Raw genomic sequence first — 19,790 nt, 5'->3', positions numbered from 1 at the left:
GCTTTATGGCCAGAATCCTGGTGGTTGACGACGAAGTCGGTATTCGCGAACTCTTGTCGGAAATCCTTTACGACGAAGGACACACGGTCGAACTGGCCGAAAACGCGGCGCAAGCGCGCGCCGCGCGCCTTCGCATGCGTCCCGACCTGGTGTTGCTGGACATCTGGATGCCCGACACCGATGGCGTGAGCCTGCTCAAGGAATGGGCCTCCCAGGGCATGCTGGACATGCCGGTGATCATGATGAGCGGCCACGCCACCATCGACACCGCGGTCGAGGCCACCCGCATCGGCGCCATGGATTTCCTGGAAAAGCCGATCACGCTGCAGCGCCTGCTCAAGACCGTCGCCGCCGGCCTGGCGCGCGGCCGCGCACCGCACCCGGCGCCGGCGGCCGCCCATCCGTCCATCGCCAGCGCCGCCGTGGCCCTGGAGGACGAGCTCGACCCGCCGCCCCTGACCACCGCGCCGGCCGGCGAAGTGCCGGTCACGTCCAACGGCCAGCTGGGCAGCATCTCGCTGGACCAGCCCCTGCGCGAGGCGCGCGACGAGTTCGAGCGCATCTATTTCGAATACCACCTGGTCCGGGAAAGCCACAGCATGACCCGGGTGTCCGAGCGCACCGGCCTCGAACGCACCCACCTCTACCGCAAGCTCAAGCAATTGGGCATTGAGTCGGCCCGCAAGCGGGGCGCATGAAGATCCTGATCATGGGCGCTGGGCGCGTAGGCACCAGCGTGGCGGAAAACCTGGTGTCCGAGGAAAACGACATCACGGTCATCGATTCCGATCCCAGTCAGCTGCAATACCTGCAAGAACACTTCGACCTGCGCGTGGTCCATGGCGACGGCGCGCAGGTGTCGGTGCTGGAGACCGCCGGCGCGGCCGACACCGACCTGTTCATCGCCTGTGCCGCGTCCGACACCGCCAACATGGTGGCGTGCAAGATCGCGCGCCAGCTGTTCAACATCCCGCGGCGCATCGCCCGCATCCGCTCGGCCGAGTTTCCCGAGCATCCCGAGCTGATGAGCGATGATGGCTTCTGCATCGACGCCCTGATCAGTCCGGAGCGCAGCGTCACCACCTATCTGCACAGCCTGATCGAATTCCCCGAAGCCCTGCAGGTGGTGGAATTCGCCGAAGGCCGCGTCAGCGTGGTGACCGTGCGCGTTGGCCACGGCAGTCCGATGGCCCACCATTCCATCGACAAGCTGCGCGAGGTCTGGCCGGACGTGACCGCGCGCGTGATCGACGTGCTGCGTGGCGGGCGTCCGGTGCGCGGCGGCAGCGGCACCGTGATCGCGCCGGGCGACGAGGTGGTGCTGCTGGTCGATACCCGCCATGCGCGCCGCGCCGTGCGCCAGCTGCGCGAGGCCGAGAAGGCCGTGCGCCGCGTCATGATTGCCGGCGGCGGCAACATCGGCCTGCGGCTGGCGCGCCAGCTGGCCGACGAGAACTACAGCGTGCGCATCATCGAGCACGACCTCAAGCGCTGCGAGTACCTGGCCACGCAGCTGCCCGACAACGTGCTGGTGCTGCACGGCAGCGGCACCGACGAGGACCTGCTCGAGCGCGAGAACATCGAGGACATGGACACCTGGCTGGCGCTGACCAGCGACGACGAGGACAACATCATGTCCTCGCTGCTGGCCAAGCGGCTGGGCGCGCGCAAGGTGATCGCGCTGATCAACCGCCAGGCCTACGGCGAGCTCATGCAGGGCAGCCATATCGACATCGCCGTGTCGCCGTCGCAGGCCACCATGAGCGAGCTGCTGCGCCATGTGCGGCGCGGCGACGTGGCCGCGGTGCACCGGCTGCGCCAGGGCGTGGCCGAGGCGCTGGAGGCCATCGCCCACGGCGACCGCTCCAATTCCAAGGTAGTGGGACGCCCGGTGGGCCAGATCAGCCTGCCCAAGGGCGCCAGCATCGGCGCGCTGGTGCGCGGCGACGAGATCATCCTGCCCGACGCCGACACCGTGATCGAGGCCGACGACCACGTGATCGTGTTCGTGCCCTCGCGCAAGCAGATGCCGCGCGTGGAAAAGCTGTTCCAGGTTTCCGCCTCTTTCTTCTAGCACGGACATGAAGCGCGTACTGGCCACCCTCTACATACTGGGCCTGACCATGGTGATGTTCGCCTTCACCATGCTGATCCCGCTGGTGGTGGCTTACGTCGGCCAGGACGCGGCGCGCGACGCCTTCCTGCACGGTTTCCTGCTGTCGATCGGCATCGGCGGCGGGCTGGCGGTGCTGACGCGGCGCAACCGCAGCGAGCTGCGGGCGCGCGATGGCTTCGTGCTGGTGTCGGCCGTGTGGGCCGGCCTGCCGCTGCTGGCGGCGATCCCGCTGATGCTGTATTTCCATCGCGCCGGCATGCCGCTGTCCTTCACCGGCGCCTATTTCGAGGCCATGTCCGGCCTGACCACCACCGGCGCCACCGTGCTCACCAACCTGGACGCGCTGCCGCCGTCCATCAACCTGTGGCGCGCCACGCTGATCTGGATCGGCGGCATGGGCATCCTGGTGCTGGCCGTGGCCATTCTGCCGTTGCTGGGCGTGGGCGGCCATCAGGTCGTGCGCGCCGAGACGCCGGGCCCGATGAAGGACGAGCGCCTGACGCCGCGCATCGCCAGCACCGCCAAGGCGCTGTACGCGGTGTACTTCGTCTTCTCCATCCTTTGTTTCCTGTCCTACCGGGCCGTGGGCCTGTCCTGGTTCGAGGCCTGGTGCCACATGGCCACCACCATGGGCCTGGGCGGCTTTTCCACCTGGGACGACGGTTTCGCCCACTTCGATTCGGTGCCGGTGGAAATCGTGGCCATGGTGTTCATGCTGATTGCCGGCATCAACTTCGCCACCCACTTCAACGCCTTCCGCCAGCGCAGCGCGCGGGCCTACCTGCGCTGCCCCGAGGCCATTCCTTACCTGGTGGTCGTGCTGGGCGTGGGGCTGGTGATCTCGGTGTTCCTGTACGTCAAGGGCGTCTACGCCGAGCCGCTGCAGGCGCTGCGCTACGGCATGTTCAACACCATATCCATGGCGACCACCACGGGCTACGCCAACACCGATTTCGCCCAGTGGCCGCTGTTCGCGCCGCTGACCATGCTGCTACTGTCGGGTTTCGCCACCTCGGCCGGCTCGACCGGCGGCGGCATCAAGATGATCCGCGCCATCCTGCTGATCAAGCAGGCGCGCAACGAGCTTGTCACCATGCTGCATCCCCACGCGGTCAGTCCGGTGCGGATCAACGGCCGGGCGGTGGAAGCCCGGACCATGGCCTCGGTGCTGGCCTTCATGCTGTTCTACGGGCTGTCCATCGCGGTGTTCACCAGCCTGCTGCTGCTGTCCGGCCTGGATCCCATCACGGCCTTCTCGGCCGTGTTCGCCAGCGTCAACAACACCGGCCCCGGGCTGGGCCCGGTCGGCCCCATGGGCAACTTCGCCGTGTTGTCCGACTTCCAGATCTGGGTCTGCACCTTCGCCATGCTGATCGGGCGGCTGGAACTGCTGACCGTGCTGGTGCTTTTCACGCCGATTTTCTGGCGGAAATAGGCCCCCGGCCGTCCGCGCGCGGGCCGTTTTTGGCCCGAAATTGATAGGTAATTACCCTAATCAGGGTAATCCCATCCCCGCTCGAAAGCCCCGTTAGGACTGGTCCGATCGGATGAATTGGCCGGCAAGCCCCGCCGTTCCTACGCTGTAAGTGCTTGCTCACATGGCGCCGAGGGAAGAGTTCGTGTGTTTCTTGATGTTGCATACAAATGTCACGATTCTCCATCTTATTGCCACAAACCTGCGGCTATCATGCGTCCATAAGTCGTCGTCTAGCGCCCCCCGGGAAGTTGCCGGGCTTCAAGGCCGAACGACGCATTCCCTCATCAAACATCCGAAGGAGTCAGAGATGGAACAGATTCCGTTCGTTTCGTCGGCCCCGAACACCCTGGGCATCGAGCTCGAGCTGCAACTGATCGACCCGACCAGCTACGACCTGACGGCAGCTTCCGACGAGCTGCTGGCCCAGATGGCCAACCACCTCATCGCCGACCGCGTCAAACCGGAAATCACGCGGTCCATGATCGAACTGAATTCCTCGGTGCATGAGCACCCCATGGGCCTCCTGGCCGAGATGCGCGAGATGCGCGATGCGCTGGTCGAGGCGGCGGACGCCGTCGGCGTTTCCGTGGCGGGCGGCGGCGCCCACCCGTTCATGCGCTGGCAGGAACGCTCCATTTCCGACACGCCGCGCTTCCAGTACCTGGCCGAAATGTACGGTTACCTGGCGCGTCAATTCACGGTGTTCGGCCAGCACATCCACCTGGGCGTGAAAAGCGGGGACGACGCCATCCGGCTGGTGCGCCGCCTGTCGCCCTACGTGCCCCATTTCATCGCGCTGTCGGCGTCCTCGCCCTATTGCGAGGGCGTGGACACGCTGTTCTCGTGCTCGCGCCTGAACGCCGTCAACAGCTTCCCGCTGGCCGGCCACATGCCACCGGAGGTGAAGGACTGGTACCAGTTCGAGGCCCACCTGTCGCAACTGCGCGCCTATGGCCTGGCCGAGAGCATCAAGGACCTGTACTGGGACATCCGGCCCAAGCCCGAATTCGGCACGGTCGAGATCCGTGTCTGCGACACGCCGCTGACGGTCGAGCGCGCGTGCCAGATCGCCGCCCTGGCCCAGGCCTTGGCGGTGCTGCTGATGCGCGAGCCCGAACCCAGTGACAAGGCCTGGCTGTCCTATCGCAGCAATCATTTCCAGGCCTGCCGTTTCGGCCTGCAGGGCAGCTATGTCACGCCCGACGGCCAGCGCATGCGCCTGATCGACCATCTGCGCGCGCTGTTCCAGCGCCTGATGCCGGTGGCCGAAGAGCTGGGCACCGGCGACATGATCGCGGCCCTGCGCGACGACGCCATGCGCAGCGGCAACGATTCGCGCTGGCTGCGCAACCAGTTCCACCGCCTGCGCGACCTGCCGCTGGTGGTGGAGGCCATGTCCACGGCTTGGCGCGGCTCGAACCGCGAGCCGGCGCCGGCCGAGCCGGCCGCCGTGTTGCGCCGGCGCATTCGCGCCACGTCCGAGCCCATGGCCGCGCTGCCCGGCGCGGAGCCGGGCGTCATCGTGCCCGACCGCCTGCATTGAACTCGGCGGAGGAGTATGAACAGGGGCCTGCGGGCCCCTTTTTCTTTGGTCGTGGGACGTTCTCAGGCAATCCGTGCCTGGGCGGCACGGGCGTTCCCGTCCGGTTGCGCCGTGGCCTGCCCGGCGCGGCGGCGCTGGTGGCCGTGCCGGTTCAGGGATTGCGGGGCTGGCGTCCGCCGATGGCGCTGACAGACAACCGCGTCTCGCCGGTGGCGGCGCGGTGCGCGGCGGCCCGCCAGGCATGGCCGTAGGCCACTTCGATGCTCAGCGCGATCACGCCGTCGGGGCGGCGCTGGGCTTCCAGCGCCGCATAGAGCCGGTCGCGCCAGTTCCGGCCCACCAGCCCGCCGCGGCGGCCTTCGGCGGGATTGCCGCCCAGCGCGCGCACGTCCTGCAGCAGTTTTTCCGGGCTGCGGTAGGTGAGTGTCAGGATTTCCTGATCCATCACCGGATCGGCGAAGCCGTTTTCCACCAGCAGGTCGCCGAAGTCGTGCATGTCCACGAAGGACGGCGTGGCGGTGCGCAGGCCGGCATCGGCCAGCGCCTGGCGCAGCTCGCGCAGCGTGGCCGGTCCCAGACAGGAGAACATGGCCAGCCCGCCGACCTTCAGCACGCGCCGCCATTCGGCCAGCGCCGCGTGCGGCGCGCGGTGCCAGTGCAGGGCCAGGTTGGACCAGACCAGCTCCAGCGATTCCGGCGCCAGGCCGGTCTGCGCCAGGTCGCCATTGATGAAGGCGGGCGCGGCCGGGCCACGGCGCGCCAGCTTGCCGATCCAGGCGCCCAGCCCGCCCGGCGCGTGGCGCTTGCGCGCGGCGGCCAGCAGCGGCTCGCAGTTGTCCAGGCCGGTGTAGGCCGCGTCCGGATAGCGCTCACGCAGCAGCGGCAGGTTGTCGCCCGCGCCACAGCCCGCGTCCAGCATGGCCTGCGGCGCCAGCCGGATGTATTGCAGCCGGCCCAGCATGCGGCGGGCGACTTCGCCATAGAGGAACTGGGCCTCGGACAGGTCGCCACGGCGCGCGAACTGGCGCGGCACGTCGGCGCTGACGATGGGCAGGGTGGGCAGGGGGGCGGATTCGGGAAGGGACATTTCGGTCGCGCCCGCGTCGGAAGGGGCGGGCGGAACATGATTTGATGACGGGATGGCAGACATTATTGCGCATCCGGGCCGCCCGTCCCGATTTCCCCTACGACGCGCCGGCCGACAACTGTGGTCGCGGCTGGCATCGGCCATGGGCTGCGATTGTCCGCTGTGCGGCGCGCGGGTGCGGGGCGCGCGCCTGTGCGCGGGCTGCGAGGCCGACGTCACCCGTAGCTGCCGTGAGCCGGGCGCGCGTTGTCCGCGCTGCGCGCAGCGCCTGCGCCAGCCGGCCCCGCTGTGCGCGGGCTGCCTGAGCCGGCCGCCCGCCTACCTGCGCGCCATCGTGGCATTCGACTACGAGCCGCCGGGCGTGGCCCTGATCGGTCAGTTGAAGACCCGGCTGCGCCTGTCGCTGGCGCCGGTGCTGGCGCGCCTGCTGGGGGCGGCCGTCGCCCGGGAGGCACCCCTGCCTGCCGATGCGGTGCTGGCTGCCGTGCCGGCCAGCCGGGCCTCGCTGCGTCGGCGTGGCATGAACCCGGCCATGGAGATCGCCCGCAGCCTGGCGACCGCGCTGGATCTGCCGCTGCGGCAGGGCGCGCTGCTGCGCCTGCGCGAAACGCCACGGCAGGCGGGGCTGGGCCGGCGCGAGCGCCGCGTCGCCCTGGCTGGCGTATTTCGCGGGCAGGGCGTGCGCGGCCGGCACGTGGCGCTGGTGGACGACGTGATGACCACGGGCAGCACGGCCGAGGCCGCCGCGCGGGCGCTGTTGGCGGCCGGCGCGCTCAGCGTGACCGTGCTGGCCGTCGCGCGCACGCCGGGGCGCGGGTCGTGAGCGGCCTGGATACGCGGCCGCGCGCGTTCCGCAGAGGCACGGGTACGATCCAGGCTGCGCGCATCGGCCAGGGCGTGGCCGGCCGCCATGGAGAAATCGGCGACAATTCCGCACGGGCGCGGTCCGACTCGCGCCCTTGCCTGCACGCTTGCTCCCACTGACTTTTTTCCTGCCCATGTTCCACGTCATCCTCGTTTGCCCCGAGATTCCGCCCAACACGGGCAACGCCATCCGCCTGTGCGCCAATACCGGCGCGCAGCTGCATCTGGTGCGGCCGCTGGGGTTCGAGCTGGACGATGCGCGCATGCGCCGCGCGGGCCTGGACTACCATGAGTGGCAGCCGGTGCGGGTGCACGACACGCTGGAAGAGGCGCTGGCCGACACGGGCGCGGCGCCCGCCGGCATCTATGCGCTGACCACGCATGCGCAGCGCAGCGTGGCGGATGTGGCCTTCAAGCCGGGCGACGTATTCGTGTTCGGCCGCGAGTCCGCCGGGCTGTCGGACGCGCATCAGGCGCTGTTCCCGCCGCAGCAGCGGCTGCGGCTGCCCATGCGCGCCGGGCAGCGCAGCCTGAACCTGTCGAACGCGGTCGCGGTGACCGTGTTCGAGGCCTGGCGTCAGCAGGGTTACGACGGCGGGTCCTAATCCAGCGACAGGTTCAGCTTCTGGATCACCTGGTCCCAGCGCGCTTTTTCATTCTTGATGCGGCTGGTCAGCGCTTCCGGCGTGGACGGCGCGGGCGTGAAGTACTGCAGTTCCATTTGCTTGCGCACCGCCGGGCTGTCGATGATGCGGGCCAGCTCGGAGTTCAGCCGCTCGATCACGGGCGTGGGCGTGCCGGCGGGCGCCAGCACCGCGTTCCACGAGATCGCCTCGAAATCCGGGTAGCCCTGCGCGGCCATGGTCGGGATGCCCGGCAGGGCGGCGCTGGGTTCCAGGCTGGTCACGGCCAGCAGCCTGACCTTGTTGTCGCGGGTCTGCGGCACGGCGATGGCGGGCACCATGAAGCCGGCCTGCACGTCGCCGCCGATGATGGCGGTGATGACCTGCGGGAAACCGGAGTACGGGATGTGGGCCAGGTCGACGCCGGCGCGTTCCTTGAACATCTCCATCGCCAGATGCGCCGAGCTGCCGGGGCCGACCGAACCGTAGTTCAGCGAGTTGCCGCGGCTCTTGACCAGCTTGACGAAGTCCTTGACGTTGTCGACCTGCAGGCTGGACGGCACCACCAGCACGTTGGGGCTGGTGCCTACCAGCGAGACCGGCGCCAGGTCGCGCAGCGGGTCGTAGCCGAGCGTCTTCTTGTACAGCGTGGGGGCGGTGACCAGCGGGCCGTTGATCGTGTAGAGCAGCGTGTAGCCGTCCGGCTTGGCCTGCGCCACGATGCGGGTGCCGATATTGCCGCCGGCGCCCGGCTTGTTGTCGACCACGATGGGCTGGCCCAGCGCCTGCGACAGCGGCTCGGAGATCGTGCGCGCCAGGATGTCGGGCGAGGAGCCGGGCGGGAAGGGCACCACCAGATGGATCGGGTGGTCAGGCCAGTCGGCGTGGGCGGCGGCGGGCAGGGCGGCGGCCAGGCTCAGGCACAGGCCGCGCAGCAGGCGGCCGACCCGGAACTTGCGGGCTTGCAACATGGATGAGGTCTCCAGGAGGGTCGTGACGTAGGTCTTGTTATGGGGGGGCGGCCGGGTCCGCGCTTTCGTAGCGGGCGTCGCGCGCCAACAGCGCCGACACCGCCGTCATGGGGGCCACGCCTTCGAACAGCACGGCGCAGACGGCTTCCGTGATGGGCAGCTCGACGCCGGCGGCGCGCGCCCGGTCCAGCGCGGCCTGGGCGCAGCGCACGCCCTCGGCGGTGATGCCGCTGGCCAGGATGTCGGCCAGCTTGCGGCCGGCGCCGATCTCCAGGCCCACGCGGCGGTTGCGCGACAGTTCGCCGGTGGCGGTGAGCACCAGGTCGCCCAGGCCGGTCAGGCCGGAGAAGGTCTCGGCCTGCGCGCCCAGGGCCACGCCCAGTCGCGCCATCTCGGCCAGGCCGCGGGTGATCAGCGCCGCGCGGGCATTGGTGCCCAGCGCCAGGCCGTCGCCGATGCCGCAGGCGACGGCGATCACGTTCTTGAGCGCGCCGCCGACCTCCACGCCTACCAGGTCGGCGCTGGCGTACACGCGCAGCGCGGCGCCATGGAAGGCCTGGATGGTGCGTTCGCGCACGGGCGCGGCGCTGCTGGCGATGGTCAGCGCCACCGGCAGGCCCTGCGCGACTTCGCGCGCGAAGGACGGTCCGGACAGCACGCCGCATTGGGCCTGCGGCAGCGCTTCGCGCACGATCTCGTGCGGCAGGCGGGCGGTGCCGGCTTCAAAGCCCTTGCAGGTCCAGACGATGGGGGTGTCTTGCAGGCCCAGCGCGGGCAGCCGGCTTGCCAGCTCGGCGCAGAGGGCGCCCAGCCCGGCCACGGGCACGCCCAGCACGATCAGGCCGGCGCCGCCGTCCTGTCGCAGGCTGGCGAGCGTGGCGTCGAGGTCGCTGGAATATTGCAGTGCCGGCGGCAGGGCAATGCCGGGCAGGTAGCGTTCGTTTTCCCGCCGCGCCGCGAGGGCGGATGCCTGGGCGGCGTCGCGCGCCCAGAGCACGGTGGGGTGGCGGCGGCTGGCGGCCGCCGCCAGGGCGGTGCCCCAGCTTCCCGCGCCCAGTACGGCGACGCGCAGGCTGGGCGAGGCGGAAGCGGTCATGGGGCGGTCCCTGGGGTTGCGCGGGTCCGCGTTACTGGCGGGTCGCGCCGGGGGGCAGGATGATGCCCGAGTCGCCGTTGGCGCCGTTGCCGTTGGCCGAGCCTTGCTGCTGGGCCAGTTCGGCCAGGCGCTGCTCGTACAGGGCCTGGAAGTTCACTTCGGTCAGGTGCAGCGGGGGCATCGAGGTGCGGGTGATCGCGTCGGCGATGTTGGCGCGCAGGTACGGGTAGAGCATGGTCGGGCAGACGATGCCCAGCAGCGGATCCAGCTGCTCTTCGGGGATGTTGGCGGCTTCGAAGATGCCGGCCTGGGTGCCTTCGACCAGGTAGACCACCTTGTCGTTGATGCGGGTGGTGACGGTGACCGTGACCGTGGTTTCGAACACGGTGTCGGCCAGGCGCTGGCCGCCGACGGCGATGCTCACTTCCACCTGGGGCGCTTCCTGCTCCAGGAAGACGTGGGGCGCATTCGGCATTTCCAGCGAGAGGTCTTTCAGGTAGACGCGCTGCAGGTTGAACGAGGGCGCGTCGTTGCCGCCTTCTTGCTGGGTGTTTTGGTTCTGGTCAGCCATGAGTGTTTCCGTTGGTAGGAGGGGGCAAAAATATAAGAGGATCAGCCGTTGAGCAGGGGCGCGAGGCCGCCCGCGCGATCCAGCGCCATCAGGTCGTCACAGCCGCCCACGTGGGTGTCGCCGATGAAGATCTGGGGCACGGTGCGGCGGCCGGTGCGCTCGATCATGATGTCGCGCTGGGCCGGATCGCGGTCGATCTGGATGATTTCCAGGTCGGCCACGCCGCGCTGCTCCAGCAGCGCCTTGGCGCGGGCGCAGTAGGGGCAATAATCCTTGCTGTACATGACAACTTTGTTCATGGGCGTTCCTGCGTATCGTGAACCGTGTGGCGGAGGGCGGGGGGCGGGGCCCCCGGAATCACTTCTGCGTGACCGGCAGGCTCGCGGCCAGCCAGGCGCGCATGCCGCCGTCCAGCGGCACCACGTCGGCGTAACCCTGGGCGCGCAGCTTGGCGGCGGCGCGGGCCGAATCGCGGCCATTGTCGCAGACCACGATCAGCGGCTTGTTCTTGGGCAGGTTGCCGGCCTTCTGTTCCAGGTCGGCGGCGGGCACGCTGCGGGCCTGGGCGATGTGGCCGGCCTGGAACTGCTCGGCCGGGCGCACGTCGACCCACACAGCCTGGCGCTGGTTGACCATCTGGATGGCTTCGGAGGTGCTCACGGCGGAGCCGGCCCGGCCTTTGCGCAGGGCGGGCACCATCAGCATGATGCCGGACACCACGGCCACGGCGACGATGAAGACGTTGTTTTTATCGAGCAAGAATTGCAGAAGATCCACGGAGCATCCTGAAGTGCGGCGGCTAGCCTTGGTAGCGATAAGCCCGGGGACGCGCCGCAGGGCAAATCTGCGGGTGCGCCCGGACAAAATCAAGGGCAAAATCGCTCAATTATAAAATGAGCGCATTGTTCAACCGCATTTCCCAACTTTTAACCCGCGCTCGCGCGTGACTAGCCATGCATAAACTCGTTCTGATGCGCCACGGCGAAAGCCAGTGGAACCTGGAAAACCGCTTCACCGGCTGGACCGACGTCGACCTGACCGACACCGGCCGCGAACAGGCCCGCAAGGCCGGCGAACTGCTCAAGAAAGAAGGCTATACCTTCGACCTGGCCTATTCCTCGCTGCTCAAGCGCGCCATCCGCACCCTGTGGATCGCCCTGGACGCGATGGACGCCATGTACACCCCGGTCGGCGTGACCTGGCGCCTGAACGAGCGCCATTACGGCGCCCTGCAGGGCCTGAACAAGGCCGAGACCGCCGCCAAGTATGGCGACGAGCAGGTGCTGGTCTGGCGCCGCGCCTACGCCATCGCGCCCGAGCCGCTGGCGCTGGACGACGAGCGCCACCCGCGCTTCGACAAGCGCTACGCCAAGGTGCCGGCCGACCAGCTGCCCGCCACCGAGTGCCTGAAGGACACCGTGGCGCGCGTGCTGCCGTTCTGGAACGAGTCCATCGCCCCGGCCATCCGCGCCGGCCGCAACGTGCTGATCGCCGCCCACGGCAACAGCCTGCGCGCGCTGATCAAGCACCTGGACAATGTGTCGGACGACGACATCGTCAACCTGAACATTCCCACGGGCCAGCCGCTGGTCTACGAACTGGATGATGACCTGCGCCCGATCCGCCACTATTATCTGGGCGATGCCGCCGAGATCGAGGCGGCCATGGCCGCCGTGGCGGCCCAGGGCAAGGCCAAGAAGGACTAAGGACAAGGGCCCGAAAGGGCTCCTCCATCAGGTGGAAACAGGTTCTGTTATGCGTCGCGCGTCGGGGTTGTTGTTGGCGGTCGTTCTGGCCGGTGGAACGCTTTCGGCCCGCGCCGCGCCCAATGACCTGGCCGGGCGCCAGTCCGAGGCCGAGCGCCAGCAGGCCCAGCTGCGCGACCGCATCGAGAACCTGCAAAAAGACATCGACACGCGCGAGGCCGCCCGTAAGGAAGCGGCCGACGCGCTGAAACAGTCCGAATCTTCCATTTCCCGCATCAATCTGCGGCTGCGCGAGCTGGCCGAGGCCAATCGCCAGGCCCAGGCCGACCTGGGCAGCCTGGAAAAGCAGATCGGCGCCCAGCAGGCGACGCTGGCCAAGCGCCGCGTCGAGCTGGCCGACCAGCTGCGCACCCAGTACACCAGCGGCCTGTCGCCCTGGACGGCGCTGCTGTCCGGCGACGATCCGCAATTGCTGGGCCGCAATCTGGGCTACCTGGATTACGTGTCCCAGGCCCGCGCCCAGGCGGTGCAGGCGCTGCGCGCCGACATCGACCGGCTGGCCGCGTTGCAGGGCAAGGCCGACGCCCGTCGCGCCGAGATCGAAAAAGTGGTGGCCGAGACCACCGAGCAGAAGACCGCCCTGGTCGGCCAGCAGAAAGAGCGCTCCACGCTGCTGGCCCAGCTGGAAGGGCAGATCGCCGCCCAGCGCGCCGAGGCCAACAAGCTGGGCCGGGACGACCAGCGTCTGTCGCGCCTGATCACCGACCTGGACGCGGCCATCGTCAAGCAGGCCGAGGAAGCCCGCCGCGCGGAAGAGGCGCGCAGGAAGGCCGAGGAAGCGCGCCGCGCCGAAGAGGCGCGCCGGGCCGAGGAAGCGCGCAAGAAGGCCGAGGCCGAGCGTCGCGCCGAGGAAGCCCGCAGGAAAGCCGACGAAGGGCGCCGCGCCGAGGCCGAGCGCCGCGCTGCCGCCGACGCGCGCCGCAACCGCGATGCGCAGGATGCGCAGGACGCGGCCCGGGCGCGCGAGCAGGTCGAGGCAGCCGCCCGCCAGCAGCGCGGACCGGTCGCCGTGGCCGACCCGGATGCCGCCGGCCTGCGTCCGGCCGATCGCCAGTCGCATACCCGCCTGACCGGTCCGGCCGACACGCCGTCGGCCAAGCCGACGGAACCGGCGAAAAAACCGGAATCCAAGCCGGAACCCGTCGAAGCCGACAGCACTCCAACCCGGACCGCATCCGTGTCGCAGCAGACGACGCGCCCCGTGGTCGGCGGCGGCAACGGCCTGAAGCACGGCCTGCCCATGCCGGTGCGCGGGCAGGTCCAGGGCCGATTCGGCGTCGACCGCCCCGACGGCGGCGTCTGGCGCGGCGTGGTGCTGCGCGCGCCGGAGGGCACGCCGGTCAAGGCCGTCGCGCCCGGCACGGTGGTCTACGCCGAATGGCTGCGTGGTTTTGGCAACCTCATCATTGTGGATCATGGGCAGCAATATCTGACGGTCTATGCTTACAACCAGAGCCTGCTCAAGCGGGTGGGCGATCCGGTTGGCGGCGGCGACACCATCGCCCTGGTCGGGGCGACCGGCGGCCAAGTGGAATCCGGCCTATACTTTGAAATTCGCCATCGCGGCGCTCCTGTCGACCCGGCCCAGTGGCTGGCGCAGTAGATCAGTACCAGTTCAGTACATTATTGGCAGCCACTCGTTGGTACATCCGTAGGACAGCCGGCAGGCTTGCGGCTCGCCTTCGGCGAAAACAAAATTCGGGAAGTGTGCATGGGCACTCGCAAATTTCGCGGTTTCGGACTGATCGCCACCGGTGCGGTGGCAGGCGTATTGCTGAGCGTTGGCGTATCCGCCGTGGCCCAGCGCGGCAGCCCGCTGCCCCTGGACGAGCTCAGGCAGCTGAGCAACGTCTTCGCCGCGATCAAGAACAACTATGTCGAAGCGGTTGATGACAAGACGCTCATCAGCAACGCGATCTCCGGCATGGTGTCCAACCTGGATCCGCACTCGGCCTACCTGGACGCCGAGGCCTTCCGCGAAATGCAGACCGCCACGCAGGGCGAGTTCGGCGGCCTGGGCATCGAGGTCGGCGCCGAGGACGGCTTCGTCAAGGTCATTTCCCCCATCGAGGACACGCCCGCCGCGCGCGCCGGCGTGATGGCCGGCGACCTCATCATCAAGATCGACGACACGCCCACCAAGGGCATGTCGCTGAACGAAGCGGTCAAGCTCATGCGCGGCGCGCCCAAGTCGCCGATCACGCTGACCATCATGCGCGCCGATCGTCCCCAGCCCATCGTGCTGAAGATCGTGCGCGACATCATCAAGGTGCGCAGCGTGCGCAGCAAGATGCTGGACAACGGCGTCGGCTACGTCCGCATCGCCCAGTTCCAGGAAAAGACCGGTTCCGACCTGGCCAAGCAGCTCAAGGACCTGGGCGCCAAGGAAGCCCCCAAGGGCCTGGTGCTGGACCTGCGCAACGACCCGGGCGGCCTCCTGACCAGCGCCATCGGCGTGTCCGGCGCCTTCCTGCCGCCCGAGACCCTGGTGGTCTCGACCGACGGCCGGACGCCCGATGCCCGCCACAAGTACCTGGCCTCGCCGTCGGAATACGCGCGCGGCGAAAGCAACTACCTGTCGGGCCTGCCGGCCTGGACCAAGACCGTGCCGATGGTGGTGCTGGTCAACGTCGGCTCGGCCTCGGCATCCGAGATCGTGGCCGGCGCGCTGCAAGACCACAAGCGCGCCAAGGTGCTGGGCAACCGTACCTTCGGCAAGGGCTCGGTGCAGGTGATCCTGCCGCTGTCCGAGAGCACCGCGGTCAAGCTCACCACCTCGCGCTACTTCACGCCCAGCGGCCGTTCCATCCAGGCCACCGGCATCGAGCCCGACTACGTGGTGGCCGACACCGCCGACGGCGACCTGTTCCGCCTGCCGCGCGAAGCCGACCTGCAACGCCACCTGTCGAACCAGCAGACCTCTAACGAGGTGAAATCCAGCGCCGACCAGGAAAACGTCGAACTGCCGGCCAAGATCTTCGAATTCGGCGGCAAGGACGACTTCCAGCTGCAGCAGGCGCTGAACCTGCTGGCCGGCAAGCCGGTGCAGAAGGGCTCGGCCCGCGCCCAGGCCAAGGCCGACGCCAAGGTCGGCGGCCCGGCGCAGCGCATGAAGATCACGCCGACCGGAGTCGAGCCCAGCAAGGAAAAATGAACGACGAGCAACTGTTGCGCTATGCCCGCCACATCCTGCTCGACGAACTCGGCATCGAGGGGCAGGAAAGACTGCTGGCGGCGCGGGTGCTGATCGTCGGCGCGGGCGGGCTGGGCTCGCCCGCCGCGCTGTACCTGGCCACCGCCGGCGTGGGCGACATCACGCTGGCCGATGACGACGTCGTCGAACTGAGCAACCTGCAGCGCCAGATCCTGCACACCACGGCCAGCGTGGGCCGGCCCAAGGCCGAGTCCGGCCGCGACATGCTGGCGGCGTTCAATCCGCAGGCCCGCGTCCATGCGCGCGTCGAGCGCCTGCAGGGCCAGGCCCTGTCCGACGCGGTGGCCGCCGCCGACCTGGTGCTGGACTGCACCGACAACTTCACCACCCGCCACGCCATCAACCGCGCCTGCGTCGAGCACCGCAAGCCGCTGGTCTCGGGCGCCGCCATCCGTTTCGACGGCCAGGTCAGCGTCTACGACCTGCGCGACGACAAGGCGCCCTGTTACCACTGCCTGTTCCCCGAGGCCGATGACGTCGAGCAGGCCAATTGCGCCACCATGGGCGTGTTCGCGCCCGTGGTCGGCATCATTGGCAGCATGCAGGCCGCCGAGGCCCTGAAGCTGCTGTCCGGCGTCGGCGAAAGCCTGTCGGGCCGGCTGCAATGGCTGGACGTGCGCACCATGCAGTGGCGCAGCGTCAATGTGCAGCGCGACCCGGAATGTCCGGTCTGCGGACACCGGCCCGCCTGAAAATTCACGCCGCGCCTTATCGGCTTCAGCCGGTTTCACCGGCGTGCTATTGGCCTTGCGGCCAATGTATGGACTGAAAAATCCCTGCTATAACCGCTGCCTGCCCGTGGATCCGGGCCGGGGGCGCGAGAGTGGTGGATACGGGACTGAAGTTCAGCTTGCCTAAGTGGCGCTTGACGCGTTGGCTGACCCACGCCGGCCATGGCACGCCCGCCGACATCCGCGCTGCGCTGCTGGCCAGCCTGTTCGGGACGCTGCCCATCTTCGCCGGCGGCGTCATCAATACCGTGCTCATCTCCGGCATCGTCGCCTGGCGCCGGCCCGAGCCGCTGTACCTGTCCTGGCTCATCCTGGAACTGGCGTTGGCCGCCGTGCGGGTCATGGTGCTGCGCTCGGCGCTGCGCGCCGCGCGGCACGGCGGCAACACGCATACCGACGTCTACATCCTGCTGGCGCTGCTGTGGGCCTTCAGCGTGGGCTATGGCGTCTTCGTCACCTTCCTGAATGGCGACTGGCTTTCGGCCACGCTGGCCGGCGTGTCCTGCGGCGCGATGGCCGGTGGCATCTGCTTTCGCAACTACGGCGCGCCCCGGCTGGTCGCGGCGATGATCTTCCTGAGCCTGGGGCCGATGTGTCTGGGGGCGCTGTTCACCGGCGAGGCGGTCACCGCCATCGTCTTCATCCAGATCCCGTTCTACCTGGTCAGCATGAGCATCGCCTCGCACCGGCTGAACCGCATCCTGGTGTCCACCATGCTGTCCGAGCGCGAGAACGACCGCCGCGCCAGCGAGGACGTGCTAACGGGCCTGGCCAACCGGGCCGGGCTGCAGTCGGCGCTGGAGCGCATCTGTTCCGGCACGCGCGAGCACGACACGCCCGCCGCGCTGCTGTACATGGACATGGACGATTTCAAGATCATCAACGACACCCATGGGCATGCCGCCGGCGACCAGGTGCTCAAGACCATCGCCGACCGCATGCGCGGCATGCTGCGCGTGGACGATGTGGCCGCGCGCATGGGCGGCGACGAATTCATCGTGCTGGTCACCGGCATCGACGCGCCGGCCGCGTTGCGGCTGGGCGAACACCTGCTGCAGGACGTCTCGCATCCGATCGCGCTGGCCGACGGCACGCGCGTGAGCGTGGGGCTGTCCATCGGCATCAGCATCATCTCGCGCAACAACCGCGACGCCCAGGCCGCGCTGGACGCGGCCGACGCCGCCCTGTACCGGGCCAAGGCGCAGGGCGGCCGCTGTTGCGCCGTCGCCGGAGCGTTCGAGGACGACGCCGCGCAACAGGAAGGCGACGTCGTGGCGGCCTGAGGCGGGCCGCGGTATCGGCCCAAAATAGGGCCACGATAGGGCAAGAATAGGGCAGGGCCCGGCCAGGGCAGCGTTCTCCGTCACCCGGACTGCGCCGTCGTGGACGCCGCTCGTTCGCCGGGAAAATTGGATGCTGCCAAGAAAAGTTATCAGATAACCTGAAAAGTATGCCTATAATCGCGGCATGCTGACGCCTTCCCTGACCCTGACCGAACAGGTCGCCCGCCAGATCGCCGCCGACATCGCCCAAGGCGTGCATCCCGTCGGCGCCAAACTGCCGTCCGGCCGCGTGCTGGCCGAACAGTACGGCGTCAGCGCCGCCGTGATCCGCGAAGTCACCGAGCGACTGCGCGCGCAGGGACTGATCCAGAGCCGCCAGGGCTCCGGTTGCACCGTCACCTCGCGCACCGGCGCGCAGGGCTTCCTGCTGTCGGACAGCATCGCCGCCAGTCGCGAACAACTGGCCAGCGTGTACGAACTGCGCATGGAACTCGAAGGCGGCGCCGCGGCGCTGGCCGCGCTGCGCCGCGACGACGCCGACCTGGCCGCCATGGCCGACTCGCTGGCGAGGCTGGAGCGGCACCTCGAAGACCCGGAGCAGGGCGTCGAAAACGACATCTCGTTCCACCTGGCCGTGGCCGCCGCCACGCACAACAGTCATTACGCGGACCTGCTGCGCTACCTGAACCTGCAACTGCGCCAGGCCGTGGGCGCGGCGCGCGCCAACAGCCGCCAGCAGGCCGGGCTGAGCGTTGCCGTGCACCAGGAGCATGTGGCGGTGTTCGAAGCCATCCGCGCGCAGGATGCCGTCGCCGCCCGCCAGGCGGCCGTGGGGCACCTTCGGCAAGCCGCCGCGCGATTGCAGCTGGCGCTGGCGGAGGACGCGCCGTAGCGCACCGCTGTCCCGTCATCGACCCGATTCGCTTCTGACCCGTCCTACTTTCCACCGCTAGTTCCACCGTTTCCAGGCACCTCTCATGAGTTCAACCGATTTCGCCCAACGCCTGGTCCAGGCCCTGGGCCCCGACACCGTCGCCACCGCTGAACAGGACGTCGCGCCCTGGCTGTCCGACTGGCGCGGCCTGTACAACGGCCGCGCCCAGGCAGTGGTGCGCCCGCGCCGCACCGAAGAGGTCGCCACCTGCCTGGCGCTGTGCCAGCAGGCCGGCGTGCCGGTGGTGCCGCGCGGCGGCAATACCGGCCTGTGCGGCGGCGCCACGCCCGACCAGGGCGCGGCCAACGTGGTGCTGAGCCTGGACCGGATGAACGCGGTGCGCGGCATCGACACCATCGCCAACACCCTGGTGGCCGAGGCCGGCTGCATCCTGGGCAATCTGCGCCGCGCGGCGCAGGACGCCGGCCGGCTGCTGCCGCTGAGCCTGGCGGCCGAGGACTCCAGCCAGATCGGCGGCAACGTCGCCACCAACGCCGGCGGCGTGAACGTGGTGCGCTACGGCATGGCGCGCGAGCTGGTGCTGGGCCTGGAAGCCGTGCTGCCCACGGGCGAGGTGTTCCACGGCCTGCGCACGCTGCGCAAGGACAACACCGGCTACGACCTCAAGCAGCTCCTGATCGGCTCCGAAGGCACGCTGGGCGTGATCACCGCCGTGGCGCTGCGCCTGTTCCCGCGCGCCGACGTGCGCTCGGTGGTGCTGGCGGCGGTGGAGTCGCCGGCCCAGGCGCTGCGCCTGTTCGAGCTGTTGTACGCCAAGTGCGGCGCGCGCCTGCAGGCCTTCGAGTATTTCTCGGGCGATTGCCTGGACCTGGTGCTGACGCACGCCGAAGGCGTGCAGGAACCCTTCGGCCAGCGTTACCCCGCCTATGTGCTGGTGGAGCTGGCCGACTCGGCCGACGAGGCCGCGCTGAACGCCCTGCTGGAAAGCGTGATCGGCCAGGCGCTGGAAGACGAGCTGTGCCTGGACGCGGTGGTGTCGGCCTCGCTGGCCCAGCTGCAAGGGCTGTGGAAGCTGCGCGAGGAAATCTCCGAGGCGCAGCGCGCCGATGGCCCGCACCTGAAGCACGACGTGTCCCTGCCCATCGAGCGCATCCCGGACTTCATGGCCTCGGCCCAGGCCCGGCTGCAGGCGCAGTTCTCCGGCATCCGCCCCTTCATCTTCGGCCACTTCGGCGACGGCAACCTGCACTACAACCTGTCGCGCCCGGCCGGCGCGCCGCGCGACTGGGCCGCCACGCAGGGCGCGGCCATCACCGACGCGGTGCTGGACGAGGTCAACCGATACGGTGGCAGCATCAGCGCCGAGCACGGCATCGGCCAGCTCAAGCGCGATCACTTCCTGCACAGCAAGGATCCGCTGGAGCTGCGGCTGATGCGCGAGATCAAGCGCCTGGTGGACCCGGCGGGCATCATGAATCCGGGCAAGCTGCTGTAGGCGGCCGCCCGCGAGCGTCGCCAGGCCGCGTTTCTGGCATCTCGTCGCGCTCGTTCGC

Annotated in this window: 19 protein-coding genes; 13 read left to right on the top strand and 6 right to left on the bottom strand. The window is 69.1% G+C overall.

The genetic code is table 11. The features are described from left to right. Positions 1–5 precede the first annotated feature (5 nt). The 4 genes from AC6LJ5_RS10100 to AC6LJ5_RS10085 all read left to right on the top strand — a co-directional run bounded on the left by AC6LJ5_RS10100 (position 6) and on the right by AC6LJ5_RS10085 (position 5,136). Positions 6–698, top strand: a complete 693-nt coding sequence (locus AC6LJ5_RS10100) for a response regulator (RefSeq protein WP_498140383.1) — start codon at positions 6–8, stop codon at positions 696–698. Next, entirely contained in the window at positions 695–2,074 is a 1,380-nt protein-coding gene (trkA, locus tag AC6LJ5_RS10095; RefSeq protein ID WP_498140382.1) for a Trk system potassium transporter TrkA, read from the top strand. Before AC6LJ5_RS10100 ends, trkA begins: the two co-directional genes overlap by 4 nt. 7 nt (positions 2,075–2,081) lie before the next feature. Further along, the gene (locus AC6LJ5_RS10090) at positions 2,082–3,551 is read left to right on the top strand and encodes a TrkH family potassium uptake protein (RefSeq protein ID WP_392412931.1); all 1,470 of its coding nucleotides are present in this window, start codon (positions 2,082–2,084) and stop codon (positions 3,549–3,551) included. 349 nt (positions 3,552–3,900) lie between these two features. Continuing rightward, positions 3,901–5,136 carry a YbdK family carboxylate-amine ligase gene (locus tag AC6LJ5_RS10085; RefSeq protein ID WP_498140381.1) on the top strand — a complete coding sequence of 412 codons (1,236 nt, stop codon included), beginning with the start codon at positions 3,901–3,903 and terminating at the stop codon, positions 5,134–5,136. Between the two features lie 151 nt (positions 5,137–5,287). Here the strand turns inward: AC6LJ5_RS10085 and AC6LJ5_RS10080 are convergent, their stop codons facing one another. Beyond that, a complete protein-coding gene (locus tag AC6LJ5_RS10080) occupies positions 5,288–6,223 on the bottom strand; it encodes a methyltransferase domain-containing protein (protein ID WP_103271433.1) in 936 nt (311 codons plus the stop codon). Positions 6,224–6,365: 142 nt separating this feature from the next. Here AC6LJ5_RS10080 and AC6LJ5_RS10075 point away from each other — a divergent pair, with 142 nt between their 5' ends. Together AC6LJ5_RS10075 and AC6LJ5_RS10070 are read left to right on the top strand one after the other, a co-directional pair. Then, positions 6,366–7,046, top strand: a complete 681-nt coding sequence (locus AC6LJ5_RS10075) for a ComF family protein (protein ID WP_498140380.1) — start codon at positions 6,366–6,368, stop codon at positions 7,044–7,046. Between the two features lie 175 nt (positions 7,047–7,221). Continuing rightward, on the top strand, positions 7,222–7,692 hold the full coding sequence (locus AC6LJ5_RS10070; RefSeq protein WP_103271431.1) for a tRNA (cytidine(34)-2'-O)-methyltransferase: 471 nt from the start codon (positions 7,222–7,224) through the stop codon (positions 7,690–7,692). On the opposite strand, the gene AC6LJ5_RS10065 is transcribed toward AC6LJ5_RS10070, so the two are convergent. From AC6LJ5_RS10065 to AC6LJ5_RS10045, 5 genes are read right to left on the bottom strand one after another with little or no spacing between them, the layout of a single operon-like run. Continuing rightward, on the bottom strand, positions 7,689–8,681 hold the full coding sequence (locus AC6LJ5_RS10065; protein WP_103271430.1) for a Bug family tripartite tricarboxylate transporter substrate binding protein: 993 nt from the start codon (positions 8,679–8,681) through the stop codon (positions 7,689–7,691). The genes AC6LJ5_RS10070 and AC6LJ5_RS10065 overlap by 4 nt on opposite strands. A gap of 37 nt (positions 8,682–8,718) precedes the next feature. Continuing rightward, positions 8,719–9,777: an NAD(P)H-dependent glycerol-3-phosphate dehydrogenase gene (locus tag AC6LJ5_RS10060; RefSeq protein ID WP_498140379.1), complete on the bottom strand. Its 1,059-nt coding sequence runs from the start codon at positions 9,775–9,777 to the stop codon at positions 8,719–8,721. A gap of 31 nt (positions 9,778–9,808) precedes the next feature. Further along, positions 9,809–10,348 carry a protein-export chaperone SecB gene (gene secB / locus AC6LJ5_RS10055; RefSeq protein ID WP_498140378.1) on the bottom strand — a complete coding sequence of 180 codons (540 nt, stop codon included), beginning with the start codon at positions 10,346–10,348 and terminating at the stop codon, positions 9,809–9,811. 41 nt (positions 10,349–10,389) lie between these two features. Further along, positions 10,390–10,647: a glutaredoxin 3 gene (grxC, locus tag AC6LJ5_RS10050; RefSeq protein WP_103271427.1), complete on the bottom strand. Its 258-nt coding sequence runs from the start codon at positions 10,645–10,647 to the stop codon at positions 10,390–10,392. 58 nt (positions 10,648–10,705) lie between these two features. Further along, positions 10,706–11,125, bottom strand: coding sequence for a rhodanese-like domain-containing protein (locus tag AC6LJ5_RS10045; protein ID WP_199770938.1), 420 nt, complete (start codon positions 11,123–11,125; stop codon positions 10,706–10,708). A gap of 176 nt (positions 11,126–11,301) precedes the next feature. Between AC6LJ5_RS10045 and gpmA the strand changes: the two genes are divergently transcribed. From gpmA to AC6LJ5_RS10010, 7 genes are all read left to right on the top strand, one after another. Beyond that, positions 11,302–12,054, top strand: coding sequence for a 2,3-diphosphoglycerate-dependent phosphoglycerate mutase (gene gpmA / locus AC6LJ5_RS10040; RefSeq protein WP_103271426.1), 753 nt, complete (start codon positions 11,302–11,304; stop codon positions 12,052–12,054). 49 nt (positions 12,055–12,103) lie between these two features. Next, positions 12,104–13,717, top strand: coding sequence for a murein hydrolase activator EnvC family protein (locus AC6LJ5_RS10035; protein WP_498140377.1), 1,614 nt, complete (start codon positions 12,104–12,106; stop codon positions 13,715–13,717). A gap of 108 nt (positions 13,718–13,825) precedes the next feature. Continuing rightward, positions 13,826–15,268, top strand: a complete 1,443-nt coding sequence (locus AC6LJ5_RS10030) for a S41 family peptidase (protein ID WP_103271424.1) — start codon at positions 13,826–13,828, stop codon at positions 15,266–15,268. Further along, positions 15,265–16,020 carry a HesA/MoeB/ThiF family protein gene (locus AC6LJ5_RS10025; protein WP_103271423.1) on the top strand — a complete coding sequence of 252 codons (756 nt, stop codon included), beginning with the start codon at positions 15,265–15,267 and terminating at the stop codon, positions 16,018–16,020. Before AC6LJ5_RS10030 ends, AC6LJ5_RS10025 begins: the two co-directional genes overlap by 4 nt. Positions 16,021–16,154: 134 nt before the next feature. Next, positions 16,155–17,342 carry a GGDEF domain-containing protein gene (locus AC6LJ5_RS10020; protein WP_498140376.1) on the top strand — a complete coding sequence of 396 codons (1,188 nt, stop codon included), beginning with the start codon at positions 16,155–16,157 and terminating at the stop codon, positions 17,340–17,342. Between the two features lie 184 nt (positions 17,343–17,526). Further along, the gene (locus AC6LJ5_RS10015; RefSeq protein ID WP_498140375.1) at positions 17,527–18,234 is read left to right on the top strand and encodes a FadR/GntR family transcriptional regulator; all 708 of its coding nucleotides are present in this window, start codon (positions 17,527–17,529) and stop codon (positions 18,232–18,234) included. An 85-nt stretch (positions 18,235–18,319) separates the two neighbouring features. Further along, entirely contained in the window at positions 18,320–19,732 is a 1,413-nt protein-coding gene (locus AC6LJ5_RS10010) for an FAD-binding oxidoreductase (protein ID WP_498140374.1), read from the top strand. Positions 19,733–19,790: the final 58 nt, after the last annotated feature.

Source organism: Achromobacter sp. 1011791174 (genome assembly GCF_059760925.1).
This window is presented reverse-complemented; position numbering and strand designations above follow the sequence as displayed.

Excerpts from the sequence above, each read along its gene's own strand:
- AC6LJ5_RS10100 (WP_498140383.1), top strand. The coding sequence starts at position 6 with ATGGCCAGAATCCTGGTGGTTGACGACGAAGTCGGTATTCGCGAACTC.
- trkA (WP_498140382.1), top strand. The coding sequence starts at position 695 with ATGAAGATCCTGATCATGGGCGCTGGGCGCGTAGGCACCAGCGTGGCG.
- AC6LJ5_RS10090 (WP_392412931.1), top strand. The coding sequence starts at position 2,082 with ATGAAGCGCGTACTGGCCACCCTCTACATACTGGGCCTGACCATGGTG.
- AC6LJ5_RS10085 (WP_498140381.1), top strand. The coding sequence starts at position 3,901 with ATGGAACAGATTCCGTTCGTTTCGTCGGCCCCGAACACCCTGGGCATC.
- AC6LJ5_RS10080 (WP_103271433.1), bottom strand. The coding sequence starts at position 6,223 with ATGTCCCTTCCCGAATCCGCCCCCCTGCCCACCCTGCCCATCGTCAGC.
- AC6LJ5_RS10075 (WP_498140380.1), top strand. The coding sequence starts at position 6,366 with ATGGGCTGCGATTGTCCGCTGTGCGGCGCGCGGGTGCGGGGCGCGCGC.
- AC6LJ5_RS10070 (WP_103271431.1), top strand. The coding sequence starts at position 7,222 with ATGTTCCACGTCATCCTCGTTTGCCCCGAGATTCCGCCCAACACGGGC.
- AC6LJ5_RS10065 (WP_103271430.1), bottom strand. The coding sequence starts at position 8,681 with ATGTTGCAAGCCCGCAAGTTCCGGGTCGGCCGCCTGCTGCGCGGCCTG.
- AC6LJ5_RS10060 (WP_498140379.1), bottom strand. The coding sequence starts at position 9,777 with ATGACCGCTTCCGCCTCGCCCAGCCTGCGCGTCGCCGTACTGGGCGCG.
- secB (WP_498140378.1), bottom strand. The coding sequence starts at position 10,348 with ATGGCTGACCAGAACCAAAACACCCAGCAAGAAGGCGGCAACGACGCG.
- grxC (WP_103271427.1), bottom strand. The coding sequence starts at position 10,647 with ATGAACAAAGTTGTCATGTACAGCAAGGATTATTGCCCCTACTGCGCC.
- gpmA (WP_103271426.1), top strand. The coding sequence starts at position 11,302 with ATGCATAAACTCGTTCTGATGCGCCACGGCGAAAGCCAGTGGAACCTG.
- AC6LJ5_RS10035 (WP_498140377.1), top strand. The coding sequence starts at position 12,104 with ATGCGTCGCGCGTCGGGGTTGTTGTTGGCGGTCGTTCTGGCCGGTGGA.
- AC6LJ5_RS10030 (WP_103271424.1), top strand. The coding sequence starts at position 13,826 with ATGGGCACTCGCAAATTTCGCGGTTTCGGACTGATCGCCACCGGTGCG.
- AC6LJ5_RS10025 (WP_103271423.1), top strand. The coding sequence starts at position 15,265 with ATGAACGACGAGCAACTGTTGCGCTATGCCCGCCACATCCTGCTCGAC.
- AC6LJ5_RS10015 (WP_498140375.1), top strand. The coding sequence starts at position 17,527 with ATGCTGACGCCTTCCCTGACCCTGACCGAACAGGTCGCCCGCCAGATC.
- AC6LJ5_RS10010 (WP_498140374.1), top strand. The coding sequence starts at position 18,320 with ATGAGTTCAACCGATTTCGCCCAACGCCTGGTCCAGGCCCTGGGCCCC.